The sequence below is a fragment of the Vibrio sp. vnigr-6D03 genome (assembly GCF_002835515.1).
Classification (GTDB): domain Bacteria; phylum Pseudomonadota; class Gammaproteobacteria; order Enterobacterales; family Vibrionaceae; genus Vibrio; species Vibrio penaeicida.
Window position 1 is genome coordinate 130715 of record NZ_PIZL01000012.1, and the last position, 14799, is coordinate 145513.

General features: G+C 38.9%; 14 protein-coding genes. 3 read left to right on the forward strand and 11 right to left on the reverse strand.

From position 1 onward, the window contains the following. Positions 1-2: 2 nt before the first annotated feature. From CW749_RS08570 to CW749_RS08600, 7 genes are all read right to left on the reverse strand, one after another. The gene (locus CW749_RS08570) at positions 3-1172 is read right to left on the reverse strand and encodes a glycosyltransferase family 2 protein (protein WP_101111612.1); all 1170 of its coding nucleotides are present in this window, start codon (positions 1170-1172) and stop codon (positions 3-5) included. 15 nt (positions 1173-1187) lie between these two features. Next, the gene (locus CW749_RS08575; protein WP_180958359.1) at positions 1188-2489 is read right to left on the reverse strand and encodes an HlyD family efflux transporter periplasmic adaptor subunit; all 1302 of its coding nucleotides are present in this window, start codon (positions 2487-2489) and stop codon (positions 1188-1190) included. 5 nt (positions 2490-2494) lie between these two features. Then, positions 2495-4153, reverse strand: coding sequence for a peptidase domain-containing ABC transporter (locus tag CW749_RS08580; RefSeq protein WP_101111614.1), 1659 nt, complete (start codon positions 4151-4153; stop codon positions 2495-2497). Next, complete coding sequence (locus CW749_RS08585; RefSeq protein ID WP_101111615.1) at positions 4144-5469, reverse strand: TcdA/TcdB catalytic glycosyltransferase domain-containing protein; 1326 nt, start codon at positions 5467-5469, stop codon at positions 4144-4146. The genes CW749_RS08580 and CW749_RS08585 overlap by 10 nt, the downstream gene beginning before the upstream one ends. Before the next feature lie 286 nt (positions 5470-5755). Continuing rightward, a complete protein-coding gene (locus CW749_RS08590) occupies positions 5756-5962 on the reverse strand; it encodes a hypothetical protein (protein ID WP_101111616.1) in 207 nt (68 codons plus the stop codon). A gap of 65 nt (positions 5963-6027) precedes the next feature. Continuing rightward, complete coding sequence (locus CW749_RS08595) at positions 6028-6222, reverse strand: hypothetical protein (RefSeq protein WP_101111617.1); 195 nt, start codon at positions 6220-6222, stop codon at positions 6028-6030. A gap of 159 nt (positions 6223-6381) precedes the next feature. After that, entirely contained in the window at positions 6382-7221 is an 840-nt protein-coding gene (locus CW749_RS08600) for a hypothetical protein (RefSeq protein ID WP_101111618.1), read from the reverse strand. A gap of 403 nt (positions 7222-7624) precedes the next feature. On the opposite strand from CW749_RS08600, the gene CW749_RS08605 reads away from it, so the two are divergent. Then, a complete protein-coding gene (locus tag CW749_RS08605) occupies positions 7625-7972 on the forward strand; it encodes a hypothetical protein (RefSeq protein WP_101111619.1) in 348 nt (115 codons plus the stop codon). Positions 7973-8014: 42 nt separating this feature from the next. After that, on the forward strand, positions 8015-8338 hold the full coding sequence (locus CW749_RS08610; protein WP_101111620.1) for a hypothetical protein: 324 nt from the start codon (positions 8015-8017) through the stop codon (positions 8336-8338). Between the two features lie 65 nt (positions 8339-8403). Here CW749_RS08610 and CW749_RS08615 read toward each other — a convergent pair whose 3' ends face one another. Next, a complete protein-coding gene (locus CW749_RS08615) occupies positions 8404-8871 on the reverse strand; it encodes a hypothetical protein (protein ID WP_101111621.1) in 468 nt (155 codons plus the stop codon). A gap of 186 nt (positions 8872-9057) precedes the next feature. Then, on the reverse strand, positions 9058-10764 hold the full coding sequence (locus CW749_RS08620) for a glutamate decarboxylase (RefSeq protein ID WP_101111622.1): 1707 nt from the start codon (positions 10762-10764) through the stop codon (positions 9058-9060). 468 nt (positions 10765-11232) lie between these two features. Between CW749_RS08620 and CW749_RS08625 the strand changes: the two genes are divergently transcribed. Continuing rightward, positions 11233-11601 carry a hypothetical protein gene (locus tag CW749_RS08625; RefSeq protein WP_237322377.1) on the forward strand — a complete coding sequence of 123 codons (369 nt, stop codon included), beginning with the start codon at positions 11233-11235 and terminating at the stop codon, positions 11599-11601. Here CW749_RS08625 and CW749_RS08630 read toward each other — a convergent pair. Both CW749_RS08630 and CW749_RS08635 read right to left on the reverse strand, forming a co-directional pair. Beyond that, positions 11587-13089 (reverse strand): ATP-binding protein, encoded by a 1503-nt coding sequence (locus CW749_RS08630; protein ID WP_101111624.1) that lies wholly within the window; start codon positions 13087-13089, stop codon positions 11587-11589. The two genes, CW749_RS08625 and CW749_RS08630, sit on opposite strands and share 15 nt — an antisense overlap. A gap of 1 nt (position 13090) precedes the next feature. Continuing rightward, the gene (locus CW749_RS08635; RefSeq protein WP_101111989.1) at positions 13091-14797 is read right to left on the reverse strand and encodes an ABC transporter substrate-binding protein; all 1707 of its coding nucleotides are present in this window, start codon (positions 14795-14797) and stop codon (positions 13091-13093) included. Positions 14798-14799 lie beyond the last annotated feature (2 nt).

Consider the following 14799-nt stretch of genomic DNA (forward strand, 5'->3'; position numbering starts at 1 on the left):
TACTACCTTGTTAGCCACTGCTTTCTGCTACCCATGACCTCTAATAGGAAACCTTTGATATTAGGGACAGTTAAGACAAAGTCGACGATGAAGGATGTCCAAATTGCGCTCAAAAATGACTCGATCTTGATCGGTTTGTTGAGGTTATTTCGGCTGATATTGACAAACGCATAGACCCAATGCAGCAAAAGGAATACGCCGTACACGCTAAGCGAAAGAATTGGGTTAGCAAATAACGCAAGAATGAACGCTGGGACCCAAATCGCTTGTACAATGGAATAAATGAACCACGGAACAACGGATAAGAATTGGAATTTTTTCTCGTTATAGGCAACTCTTAATGCCTCAACTCGACCTCGCGACCAGCGTGTTCTTTGCATCCAAAGCTTGTTAAGCGTATTTGGGCAATCTGTGTAGGCAATCGACTCAGGAGAATAGATAAGCTGCCATCCCTTAGATCTTGCCTTCCAAGTCCAACAAATATCCTCAACCAGCCATTCGTCAAACCAACCAACGTCCACCATTGCTTCTCTCTTGTGAATCGTAAACGCACCCGCCAGCGACCCAGTACTGTTAATGTTGCTTTGCGCGAGTTTAATGCCATGAAATGCACCACATAACTCGAAATATTGCAGCCTATTAACCAACGAGTTTTCTTTTCTGTTCAAAGGCAGTACAGCCCCACAAACCGCACCGATAGATTCATCAGAGTAGAGCTTCACCATGGCAGTATCTAATGCATGATGATCTAAGATGGTATCACCGTCGATGATCAAAATAGCGTCATGCTCGTCTCTGATATGCGGTTCCGCGTAGGAGATTGCTTTTGATTTTAATCCGGTATTTTCAGGTGTTTTAATGTAGCTATAGTCAAATCGTCGTTGACCATCACCCACCCACTGCTCAACATTGTACGAAGTGCCATCTGTTGAAGAATCATCAACAATCAATACACTCACTCTATGAACCGTATTTAATGACTCAATACAATCCAATGTCTTAATCAGATTTTGACCATCGTTATAAGTAGGAATAATGACACTGACGTGCTTTTCGCTAATAATATTATCATTTTTCCTCTTAACAATAAGTAGCCAAGGGATCATGGCAATAAGAAAAAAAACGTTTATATATAAGGGTACCAAAAGAAAATTAACTATATTTTCCATCATCTAAAACCAACCTATTTATCGCTCAATAAGTGAATAATTGAGACTATCCATTATGGGGTACAAAAAGTAACTTGCGACTGTGCGTTTTCCTATAACTAGATCCGCTTTAACAGACATGCCACTTCCTAAAATTATTCGTTCTTCACTACTATCTAAGAATGCTTTATCCATCGATATCGATATTTCATACAGCATCTCTCCTTGGACATCAGTACTGTCCTTTGATATATATTCTATTTCTCCGTTTACGTATCCATATTTATTGTAGTTATAAGCATCTATTCTAATTCTGACGGGAAGTCCCGATTTTAAGAAGCCAATCTCGCTTGATGGAATAAATGCCCTTACTCTTAAACGTCCATTCGATGGAACGAGCTTTAAAATTATGAAACCTTGAGGAATAAAATTTCCAACAATATTTTGAGGGAGTTCAGATATTTCACCAGATACACTTGCAGTAAGGAACTCCCTCTCTAAGGTGTTTTCTAAAAGCAATATTTTCTCGTCGAGTCTTTCTATTCGTTCTTCAATCTCAAATTTTATATTTCCGACATAATATTTAAGCTCATACCGAATTGAATTAATGTCAAACTCAATGGAATTATGATCTTTTTCAAGTAAGGATATTCTCTCTATTTGCTCATCCAGCTTTAGTTTATGTATATCCCTGTCATGTACTATCGCTTCGTATTCTCGAGATTTAATTAATCCTTTTGAAACAAGTTGGGAATCTGAGTCTATGTATAGTTCAATTCTTTTTAACTTTGATAGACTTACCTTTTTCTCAATTTCGGCAATATTCATCTGCACACCAATCGATTCCATTTCATTTCTAAACTCTTTAATTTTCGAAATGATAACGATCGTCTTATTCAGAACCTTCCTTACGTAGTCTTTATCGATATACCCATCGTAGCCGGATAGTAGCCTTTCATCATCAATGTATTCATCAACATAAAATCCATTCAATACAGAGAGTTGCTCTTCTAAGTCCTCTCGTTCTTCCAGGAATATCTTTAGGTGATTTTCTTCGTTCGATAAATCGTACCTGACTAAGTTATCCCCGGCTTTGACTTTACTGCCATTACTAACAAAGACATCCATCACCTTTCCACCCAAGGTGGAATTTACGTGCATGACGTCATTTTCAGGAATGATCTTTCCTTTTGAAATCGCAATAACCTCGATTTCATAAATGAATGACACAAATAACGAGAGTAGCGCGATTAGAGTAATTATAAATGGTACATATTTTAATCTTGGAAATTTTGGGCTCTTTTCTTTAGACAGTCGGTTATATTCAAATTCATCTATCATATTATCTACTCGTGGTCGCATCCAAAATTATTGCTGGGTGTAAATTCAATAACATTGTCAGAAATACTGAGTATCTCTTTTCTATGAGTCGCCACTAACACGATTCTATCTTGGGAATATTTCTTCAGGTTACTTACAATTCTTTTCTCTGTTTCAGAATCCAGTGCACTGGTGGGTTCATCCAACAATAAAACGTCTCGGTCTGACGCAATACACCTAGCAATAGCAATTCTTTGTTTTTGTCCTCCAGAAAGGTTATTGCCGCCTTCCCCAATTAAGGTGTCAAAACCCTCTTCTAGATCAAGAATAAAATCATGGCAATAAGACAACCGACAAACATAGCTGAGCCACTCATCATCTTTTCTCGAAGAATTAATAAGGATATTATCTTTTACAGTGCCATTCACAATATGACACTCCTGACCAACGTATGCGATATTGTCTCGAAGACTTTTTACGTTTATTTCATTTAAGTTTTCTTCATTGATGAATACCTTTCCGTCATCAACATCAACGATCTTCGGAACAATTTTTAATAGCGTAGACTTTCCAGATCCTGATTCTCCTATAATACTGGTAATGCTGCCTTTCTTACATTCGAAGCTTATGTTATTCACGATCACTTTTTTATTGATATAAGTAGAAACGGAATCAAACTTAATATTATGTATTTGCTCTACTTTTTTCCCAGTTTCGACTTCACTGGTTTCTTTGAATACAACATCTACTCTATCTTTTGATAATTTGAACTGGCAGTATTCCTCCCAAAGCGATGCTAGCCTTATTAATGGTTGGGTCACTCTATCCTTGATAAGGGTAAATGCAACTAACTCTCCTAGTGACAAGTTGCCATTCAAAACTAAATAGGCACCTGAAAATATAATCAGGGTTTCAAAAATCTTAGAGATTAAGAGTGACGCTTCTGTCGAAAGTGCTTCTGTGTTTGATAACTTGAAACCGGCTGTAAGTGATTGACTCAATGAAGACGATATCTTTTCCGTATACTTTTTCTCTTTATTCGAGATCTTTATCATTTCGATATTATTAATACCGTCTAGCATTGAATTGTTTAGACCAATGTTTTCTCCAAAAAAACGTTCATTGTTTTTTCTTATCTTGGGACCAAGATAAAAGTACTGCATGATATGAAAAGGTACTGATGCCAGAATGATGACTGTCAGCAATGGACTAACCAAGAACATAACCAGTGCGTAAACAAAAAGAAAAAGAAAATCAACTAGATATGAAAGGAGCCAATTACTTATATAATCTTTAATTCGATAAAGTTCTCCAACTCTAGTGATGTGCTCTGCTGTTGATCTCTCTCTAAAAAATGACATGTTTAGCGTCATTAATTTTTTAAAGAACCCACCGGAGAACTCGGAGATAACGCAGCTACTAAACCAATTGTAAACGTATGATCTGTAATAGCTAATTACAGACTCAACCAATGCATTGATTACTAAGAAAAAAGAAATAACCAGCAGTGTCGAGTACCCAGAAGAGATCAATACCCGATCGATTATCGCCATAAACGATAAAGGAATCGCTAACGAGAGTACGTTACAAACGCACGCCATCGCGATAATTACAAATATTGTCTTTGAGTATTTCTTAATTGTGTTTATGAGTAAAAATTGATTATCAACTCGTGCTACATCCATGATGATTTACTTTGTTCATTTGTGTGAGTAATTAAGTTTCCGCAAACAATTCCATACTTTTCCGACTGCAGTATTGCGGCAACTTTTATGGGATCATGCTGTTTACTAAGTTTCAACACCTTGTATGCCAATCCCAGTAGTACTTCCAAAATAACGTTTGGTCCTGTGAGGGAGATAGTGGTGTTAGGGACGTCAACTAATCCATCTAATCGATATCCGACTAAGCGCCCTAAATAACCGCTATTGTAGATTTCATTGTATTGCTTGGCTGTTTCATAATTATCATAATTTTTATTTTCTATTTCTCGATATCTTTTTAAAATCTCTCTAATTAAAATTGAAAGTGTCCTAGATTCTTTCTTAGCCACTATCACATTATTATAAAATGCATTTTTTTCCACTTTATCCACTCCTAGCATTAGGAACTTTTCATGCATCATAAAGGGCTTCTCTATGATATCTTCTATATTGTGTTGTCTAATATCTTGTTGCAGAAGTTTTATGTGTTCATGCGAAAAATGTTCAAGATTACAACTATTTTTTGCTAGTACACTATTTTCTTCTTTTTGTTTTTTTGAAAACTTTTCCAGATATAGTGAACTTTTGTATTCTTCTATTTCTTTACAGTAAAAAACATCATGAGGTAAGCTATTTTTTGCGGTTTTAAAAATATGGTCTAAGCAAGGAAGCGTATCGACATCTAAATACACCCCACCAAATTTTTTCAATATGCAGAGTCTTAAAATATCACTTGCACATGCAAGGTTAGCTCTAAGAATAACTTCCTTTGTATAACATTTTTCTACTTCATTACTATAAAGAACCCCTTCTTCCCTTATATCTCTCACATCAACAAATGAGTAATTACTTTTAATTTTACAAATTTCATTATTTCTATCAAATTCTTTGATATCATGAGATTCTAAAAGCTCTTCGAGCGGATTTACTCCTTTTATAGTCAAGAATTCTTCGTAAAGTGAATCTTGCCATTCGAGTAAAAATTTTACTTTTTTATTTAAACGATCTTTGAGATTGAGTTGCTCACGGTATACACCTGAAAAAATAAAATCACTGTCGTACCACAGAATTATTTTATAACTAGGGTAATGATGCTTCCAAACCCTTAAATACATATCCATAGCTTCGCTCGGAATACCTAACCAAACAAAGTGCAAAATATTATCTGATTGACTTTTTTTTAAATCAACCCCCTCATTAATTTTAATACGTTGAATATCAACATAGCTTATATTTTTTATTGAAATTGATTTGTATTTTTCCAAAAACTCTTTAGATAAATTGCTGGATATTTCCATAGAATTATTAAATCACTTCGAATTAAATAAGATATATTTTAAAAGCCCCTAGAATAGGGAAGTACAACATATTCTGTTCCAGTGCGCTGATAATGACATGGAACAAAGTACGAACTGCTATGGAAGCTGTCTTATTGCGTTACCGACTTCTGAGTTAGAACGATGAGGTTTTCATATCGCTGTCTTTTCAGAAAGTCGGTTATTCCTACCACTACGAGGGGCTCATTATATAAGCATCTTGAGGTTACTTAGGTTATAGCTGATAATTTACCAGCGATAACACAATTTAAACGCCAGCCGCTCCACCAGCGCAGCTGCCACTACCAGTACCAGTACTTGTTGAAGTGTTAGAAGAGCTGAATGCTTTCGAAAGAGATTTTGCTGTCCCTCCGCTGCTGCGACCAAACGCTGTGTCGCTAACCATTTTCTCAAGTTTTTCTTCGTTAAACGTAGAATCGTCCGCTTTGTGTTGCTTACAAGTTACTTTAATCATGTTAAGTTCCTATTTTTAATAAAATAATTTAAAGATTGTTGATTGCTGTCAGTTTGTAACAGTCATTAAACGCCAGCAGCTCCACCTGCACAGCTGCCGCTACCACCACCTGTAGATGTACCACCGTTTCCGCCAGCAATAGCGCCAGCTGTTCCACCACTGCTACGTCCAAAGGCTGTTTCATTTACCATTTGCTCTAACTTTGCTTCGTTAAAGGTAGATTCGTTTGCTTTGTGTTGCTTACAAGTTACTTTGATCATTTTAAAACTCCTGGTTTTAGTAATTAATTTATCGCCTCATACAATTATTAAGCAATAAAGTCTTAGATTAGCTCTAAATATCACACCTATTTATTATGGTGTTATCATTATGCTTGACGATCTAGAGCCAAATATCATAAAGCACATTTAAATTATTATTTATAACCCTTTCCTGGCATTATCTATTTCAATCGAATGCTCAATCATTATTCTTCTGTTATCCCCATTAGCTTCATCACCACAAGGTTTTCCATTAAATTTGATATCAGGGCTTGAATATAATTTCAGGTTATCGAGGAAAGTTCCGCTTCCCCCAACGCCTGTATACATTAACGTTGTTTTTCCTGAACATTTATATCCACCAGTGTACGACTTAATAAAACTATCAACATGGATATAGTGTTTTTTTAGATAATCAATATCGGAGTTTTGATGCAGCGCTCCTGCTAAATGACCAAGCTCGTGCTCCAATATATGGCTAGCTGTGCTATACGACAATATAAATGCACTCTTACTTAGGTTGAAATTAACCATTCCATCAAAATTTTCTGTTCTCGATTTATATCTATTACCATAAATAATAGCTAAATAAACACCAGGCTGTTGATCATGCTGCTCTATAACGCCTTCGTACCCTGCAGATTCAAGTATATTCTTTGCCATAGCTACCGGATCACTAAAACGTATTTCGTTTAAATCCACCATACTAGTATCAATAAATTTTATTTCTCCAACGTGGCGTTTTAGTGGAACACAAGATTTTCGTAATATCTCATTTGATGTAATAACAAACTTATCCAGTCGATTCTTAATAATCGCCTCTTCTGTACTCACCAAAACATCTGCATCGACATAGAAGTTTATGTATGTATCAACATATTTATCTTGGTTACATTCAACCAGCGCTAATCCCGAGCGGTCAGTATTGACTATTCTATATATTGTTAGCAGAACTATAATTATAGCTCCAATGATTAATCCTACTTTTTTAATATTCATATTTAGTAGTCTTATGTTCCAGTTTGCTGCTCTCTTGAAGTGTTGCCATTCTATTAAATCTATAAATAAATAAAACTATCAATTCTTATAGTCTTATTATTGATAGCTATCATATCTAATAGGTTTAATTGAGCTTAGCTAATTTATGACGGCGAAGTAGCACTGTTTATCTTAGGAAGAAAAGGAGACCTGTAATTAAAGCCTATCGACTGGTCGCAATACACATTCAGCCGGAAAAATCTGATTTTTATCATAAATAACTGAGAGTTAGGCTGAATTTCTTGAACAAGAACCATAACCCACCTATCTACCGTGGCATACTCGAAGGCACTCAAACACAATCATGATAATTTCAATATTATCAATAATTTAAACAAGTAATATAAATCTTTAAGGTAACCCTATGAAACGGATTTTGACTCTATCCGCGCTCTTTATATCCATGAGTTTAACTAATATCGCTCACGCATTTACGCCGGAAGCATCGCCTACTGGTTCTATAAAAAGGCTCATTGCTTATACCAAATTTGGTAATGGGGATGTATACGTTCAACTAAACACAAACAGTACATCTTGTTCGCACGGTTACTTCATTGACAAATCGAGCGCGGGATATGAATCAACATTGAGCATGCTTCTAGCAGCATATCAGGCAAACACTCCTGTCACGCTTTACGCCAACCCTGAAAAGAAATGGGCGGGCTCTGGCAACTCAGTATGCGAGCTGTATAGCGTCGTTTACTCACGGTAAACAATTCAAAAACTCGTGAATCAATCAATTACGGAAGGATCTATGTTTAAAAAGGCTTTATGTATTTCCACACTATTGTTTTTTGGAGGTGCGAACGCAACACCTTATTCACAAGACACCAACACGGTGGGAAAGGTCTTCGCTAACCCCAATGGCGCGATTGCGCTGCAACTAAATGGAGGGTTTCCCAACGCAATTCGCTCCAATCAATGCCCTGGAAATAATGGATGGGCAGGTGTCGCTAAGTCTGACGATGTCATTAAATCTATGATTCTTACTGCAAAAGCATCTGGGCATAAACTGACCGTGACAATACAAGGCTGTGAGGGTGGGTGGTTCAAAATAAAAGATCTGTATCTAAACTAACTTAAATCCAAAAGTAACGACGCCTAGCCCTCATTTAATTCGGGCTAGACGTTGGTTGATATTCCCTATTTCTGCATTCCAAGCCGGAGCATGCTATTAACAGCATTATCCAGTGATTTTTTTGCATCCCCTTTTAGGCGTATCGCTTTTGAACAAGTATCAATGGCTAAGACTTGTTCCATGTATATTCGATTTTCTGGAAATCTCTTTTTTAAGTTGGTGGTCAGTATCACTTTGTTTTTCGATATTTTCTCGCCTATTTCCTGATACTTCGATGCATCACCACTACTTGCTTCTGCTAATGCGGGAGCAATTATGGTTTGCTCAATAAAATCATCGTACTTTTTTAGCTCCTGACGAATGCTCTCAATCTCTCCAGCAGGATATTGAGGCGGAGCGGGTTTTAGCTTGTCATTAACAAGGAGGTGAAGATGAGCTTGGCAATCATGCACTTCCTTGAATGTTGCTGCTGAAGCGACCGATTGGAATGTCAAAATAACAAACAACGCTAAACTAAACCCTTTAATACTCATATTGAAGACCACTTTTATTCCCGTAAAGTTTAAACGCTGATAGTGGCAAAGTGGTGGCTTCAAATATATAGGTAGAATTGGTCGTTTTGAGTGATACTCAAAAATTTAGTGGACATAACAAAGCCCCAAATACATGCTTTGGGGCTTAAGTTTTTTAGCACTGCTGAGTTTCTTACTAATTAAATACTACTTAGCACCGACAACCACACCACGCTCGCGAGATTCTGAGAGATGTAAGTAGGTGACTTTAACGCAGGCTTTCTCTACCAAATCGGCAGCCGACTTGGCACTTTCAGTATCGAATGTAACAGTAGCTTTGTACGTCTTAGTCGAATCCTTAATAGCTCTTACCTGTTCTTCAAGCTTAATCACCGAATCGATATAGTTTTGGATTAGGATGCTGACCATATCGCGGCTGATCCCCTCCTTCACAACCATACGCATAACAGCAATTTGCGGTGTTTCTACTATTTGCTCTTGCGTTGGTGGACGCTTTTCAAGGGGCATTGAAAATGCAGGTACCACCCACCCAAACTGTTTCAGCTTGTCTGAAACATCATGGACGGAGTAAATATAGTTTTTGGTATCGTCATTTGTTAATGGCTGATCATCATAAGTTAGATTCAATCTAACAGCTGATGCTGGGAAATATTCTGCGTGATTAACCACTTCAAATATCGGTTTGTTTTCGAATATTGTCGTCACTGGTGCGTCGTCACCAGCTTCTTTATCTTGCTCTGTAACCGTTAACCTCAAAGATCCCAACCCTGCTGATAAATCCTGAGCAAGAGACATTAAATTTTGAACCACAGCGCTGTAACCATGCTTACCTAAACGTAAGAAGTTATAGTATTGAGCCAGCACCATCGAACTGCCACGAGAAAAGTTTAGGCTGTAGGTGGATTCATCAAATCCAAGCACATTCGTTGTTACGAACAGTTTTTCTGGGATCTCATGGAAGTCTTTCCAAAGCGCCCACCCTACCCCTGGGTAAACTAAACCAAACTTATGCCCAGAAACATTAATGGTTTTTACCTGCTCTAGTTTGAAGTCCCATTTTAATTCGGGCGTTTCGCTGTGATCACGGAAAGGTTCGATAAAACCGCCACTGGCTCCGTCAACGTGTAAAGGAACATCCAGACGACAATCCGGATCAGAGTGATTTTTAAGCTCGACCAACACGTTATTGATGGCTTCAACGGGGTCATTTTGCCCAGTGTAGGAAGTGCCCATCACCGCAACTACGCAGGTGGTGTTTTCATCCACTGCCTTTCTGACTTCTTCTGCGGTAATAACGTAGTTGGTTTCTTCCTTGATCGGAATCCACTTGATGTCCACATCGAAGTATTGTGCGTATTTAACCCACGTAATATGTACATCCGAGCCTATTACAATATTGGGTCTATCGTAGGAAAGCCCTTTCGCTTTGCGGTTCTTCTTCCATTGCTCTTTATGGGAAAGTGCGCACAACATTAGGGCTTCTGAAGAGCCAATTGCCACCGTTCCCCACCCACTTGGAATGTCTTTGTTGTGTGCCAATTCTTCCGCTGTTTTCATGTCGTTGGGTGCGTTAAATAAATCAAGCAACATGCGCACACAGCGCTGTTCAATTTCCAACGTTCGGTTGTACACCTCACCATCAATATAGTTCTTACCCAAGTTGTCTTTAATGAGCTGGTTGGCTTCTTCATCCATCACTGTTGTCACGAAAGAAGCCATGTTCAATGTTGGGTTTCCATCCAATTGAAGTTCATCTCGGATAAAGCGATACACCGCTTGAGGATCATGCTCCATCTCGGGCATTTTGTTATTGGGGGTCTCTTCACGGAAAAGTCTGCGACCATACGTTGGAGTATTCGCAGTTTGGAATTTTATGTCTTTTTGATTTCCCATCACTAGCTCTCTGATTGCGTTGTTTACATTGGATTTCAACTGAGCGTAGGAAAGGAAATGTATGAACTCAAGCTCATACTTGTGTATTTATTCAAGTCATAGAAGTGATCTCAAAATGATGTAAAGGATCCAGTATGACACTTCCTCCAAAACCATCAGAAAGACAGAACAAAGAAGCATACTGAGATAATAGGTATGCAAATGATTTCACGTTTTCCTCCCTCACAGGATGTTGCTGCTTTGTTAGGATATTCATGAGAAACCCATTCATAAAAACCAATTCATAAAAAACCAATTCATAAAAAACCAATAGATGAGCAATGCAGATTACAGACGTTAAAAAGGAAAATTATAGCAAAGCCAAATGAAGCAGATATCTCTCGCCTCAGCCGCTACTTTGCGATTGAAGCGAATAATGAATTTTGGACACTTTCAGAGCAGTCGACAACCGATGCAGAAAAACAACGAGTGCTGGTCACTGCCTTCTCTTCCCTTTATCACTGGACCAAAGTCGGAACGCAAGAGAACATTCAACTGGCCAACTTAGCGGTTGCTCGTGCACTGGCACTTAACGAAACAGAGATAAGCCTGACCTATGCTCGGGAGTCGTTTGATTTCTTTGATGGGACAGGTGCAGCTTGGATTCAAGCTTTTACCAATGCTGTAATGAGCCATGCGCTTCAGGTAAACAAACAGTTCGAACAAGCCGAAGAGTTTTACAGTAAGGCTCTTAAGATCCAAGCAGAGTTAACAGAAGGTGATAGAAAAGTATTCGATGCAACTTTTTGCCACATTCCCAACCCTCTTCACGTTCCCAACCCTTTATTGAGAAACTAATCTTGCTGGGCCTGGGATTTCAATGAAAAAAGTCGTCCCTTGCCCTTTTTCACTCTCACACCTTATCGAACCGTTTATCCTTGCCAACACATTGAACACAATGGAAAGTCCTAGCCCTGTCCCACCGTTGTTTTTGGCGGTACTGAAAAATGGGTCGAAAATCTTAGGCAACGTCTCTTCATCTATACCGTTCCCATTGTCTTGAACCATGATGGTCACTTTATCTTCTTGATAATCGCCCATACGTATCACAACTTTTGGGCTTTCAATGTTTTCAAAAGCATGGTTTTTAGCGTTAAGCACTAAGTTCGAAATTGTGTGATATATCGCGCCAGAGTCTGTTTCCACTTCAATATTTTGAATATTTTCCAAATTAACATCCACGCCCTTCATATTTGGGCTAATTGCCAAAATGGTATCTTTGGTTTTGTCTCCGATATTCAAGCTCTCTATCAATGGTTGTATATTGTCGGATGAAAGTCGTTTAAAGCGTTGAATAATTTCGGCGGCGCGATGGAGATTTTTGATAAGAACTTGTGTTGTTTCAATTGAAGAGGAGACAAAGTCAGTCAGATGATTTTTGGTCAGTTGACCACTTTCAACACGCTCTCCTAGCTTACTTGTACTATTTTCTATGAGCGTAGATGACGTAATACCTATTCCAATAGGCGTGTTAATTTCATGCGCTACACCGGCCACTAGCTTACTCAATGAGGCCTGCTTCTCTGCTTCAATCAGCTTCCCTTGCACCGTTTTTAACTTGGAAATGTTATCTTCCAACTCACTGTTTTTCTCTGTGACCTCCTGAATGTGTGCTTTCCGTTCATCAAGCCTTTTCTTCACTAAATTCAATACATAGAACAGGATAACTTTTAGAATGACGGCCTCGGTGACCGTGGTGAGAATCACCGCCCAAAATGCCCATTTCGAGTCCTCCCCGGCTTTGTCGTAGATCACCTCACTGATATCCACGAGGTGGTTATTGTAGGCGGCTACGTCCGCGATTAGCTTGTCGTAAGCGTCTTTTGCATCCGTCGTAATATGCATAAATTCCGCAATACGAATGTTGTCGTCGGAATAGTTGATAGTCAGTAACACCGCTTCTTTGTACTCCGCCCAAGACGCACGTATTTCTTCAGTGACAGCCAGTAATTCTTGATGTGAATTTTGCTCCGCTCGATAGTTTTCTATCGTCACGTTTATCGCTTTTGTCTCTACTTTAATTGTCTCAATGATCTCTGATTTCGCATTACGATTGGGGGCCATTACAAGGTTCATGGTTAGCTGCCTAAGCTCGGCTAAAGGCTGAGTCAATTCCTCGTTGTTTCGGCTCACCTGAGCAACAGAATCATGAACTTGTTTGATGGAGTTATTTACGCCATTCATACTGTAGACGTTATATATCCCTTGCAAAATCAAGACACCGGTTGTTGCCAGAAACAACACTAGAATTTTCTTTGATAAGCTGTCTCCCGCAAACGCGCTCATATTACTTGCCCTCTGTCGTCGTAATCTCTATCGGGGTTTTGAGTTCTTCCGGATACGGGGTATCACCTCGAACCGACCAATGAAAATCGCTCACCTGTATCTCCCACAAGGGGAAAATAGCGGAGGTTCTTGGTTTAAATACCACTTCCTTGTTGATCGCAATGGTGTTGTATGGACTCGGCAAGCTGAGCTGATAGTTCATGTGCCTTATGTATTGCAGAAGATTGGATAAAACCGTCGTGTACTCTGTTGAGCTATAAGGCGTGGAAATAAACTTAGAGACATGCGCTTCCAGATCTTTCTCGGGCGGGGTCGTAGACCAACTTGAAGCCGTATCAAAAATAAAGAAAGAAACCCAAGGGCTTCTGAACCAATCAAAATTGGGCCACAAAACAATGTCGAATTGAATGGAGTTGGTATTGTTATGCGCACCGATGGCATTGCCGAACATTTCCGATTCAGACTTGGCGATGATGAACGTCACTTCAAAGTCATACTTTTCAATAAAGAATTTCATATCCTTCAAGATGTATTGCATGCTTCGCTGAGCTAAGAAGCGAATTGGGATCTTTTGATCTTCTTTAAACCCATGTTTCTTTTTGTATTGGCTGATGATGTTCTGCAGATCTTTTTTGCTTCTCATCAGGCGGTTTTCATTTTCTATTTTATCGAGCGCCTCTTCCATTCCAAAGAGCTGTTCTGCAACGGATACGTAAGTGCTTACTCCTTCACCATTCATAGAGAGAGAAACCAGTGATTCTTGATCAATAATTTCATTGATCACCTCGCGAATTTCTCTTTCGCGGAATATAGGGTGCCCATTGAAGAGGTTAAATCTCGAAATATAGGTGTTGGTGGATTGGAGGCGGCTCAACTTAGAATATGGAGCGAAAATGGTTTCTACTTCATCTGAAAACAAGACGGGAGTAATGTCGATTTCACCTTCAGATTGCAGTGTTTTTTGTTTCGCTTCTTCCAGAGACATGCCCATAAAGAGTGTGATTTTTTCCACTTTAGGTGAGTTTTCATCCCAGTAATGTGGGTTTGCAACCAGCGTTGCGGTATCGGTTCTTCTGTCCCCTTCTATATACCCTTCTTTCAAAATATAAGGGCCTAAACCATAAGGACCGGCTTCCGCCAAGTTGGGACAAAAAGGCTTACCGTTCCAACCAAATTTCTTAAGATATGGCTCGGTATAAAAATGAAGCCATATGGCGTCGTACATTAGCAGACCGTAATCCTCGCTTAGATGGAAACGAATCTTATGCTGCGAAACCTTTTCAACTTTTTCTAATATTTTATGGAGTTTGGTGAACGTATAAGGCTTCTTCATAAAATAGTCGATGTTCATCAGAACTGAGTCAGCATCAAAAGGCGTTCCATCCTGAAACTTAACCCCTTTTCTTAGTTCGAACTCATAAAGACGTGGCGACAAAATGTTATGGCTTACGGCCATGTCATATTCCCAGCCTTGCTGGTTATTGGCCGGCCTCACCAAACCGGCGTTAATCGAGTGTGAGCTGGCAATATAGGGAAGGTTGGGTAAATAAACTTTGGCGTGCGAGCCGGCTCGGAAGCTGTTTGTAATAGAGTCTACGCTGGTGTCTTTTCTAAACTGCTGTTTTGCCTCAGTCGTTGGCGAGGTTATAGAAATCACAGCGCATAATGTCACGGTCGATAACTTGGTTAAGCATCTAATAAAATTCATAT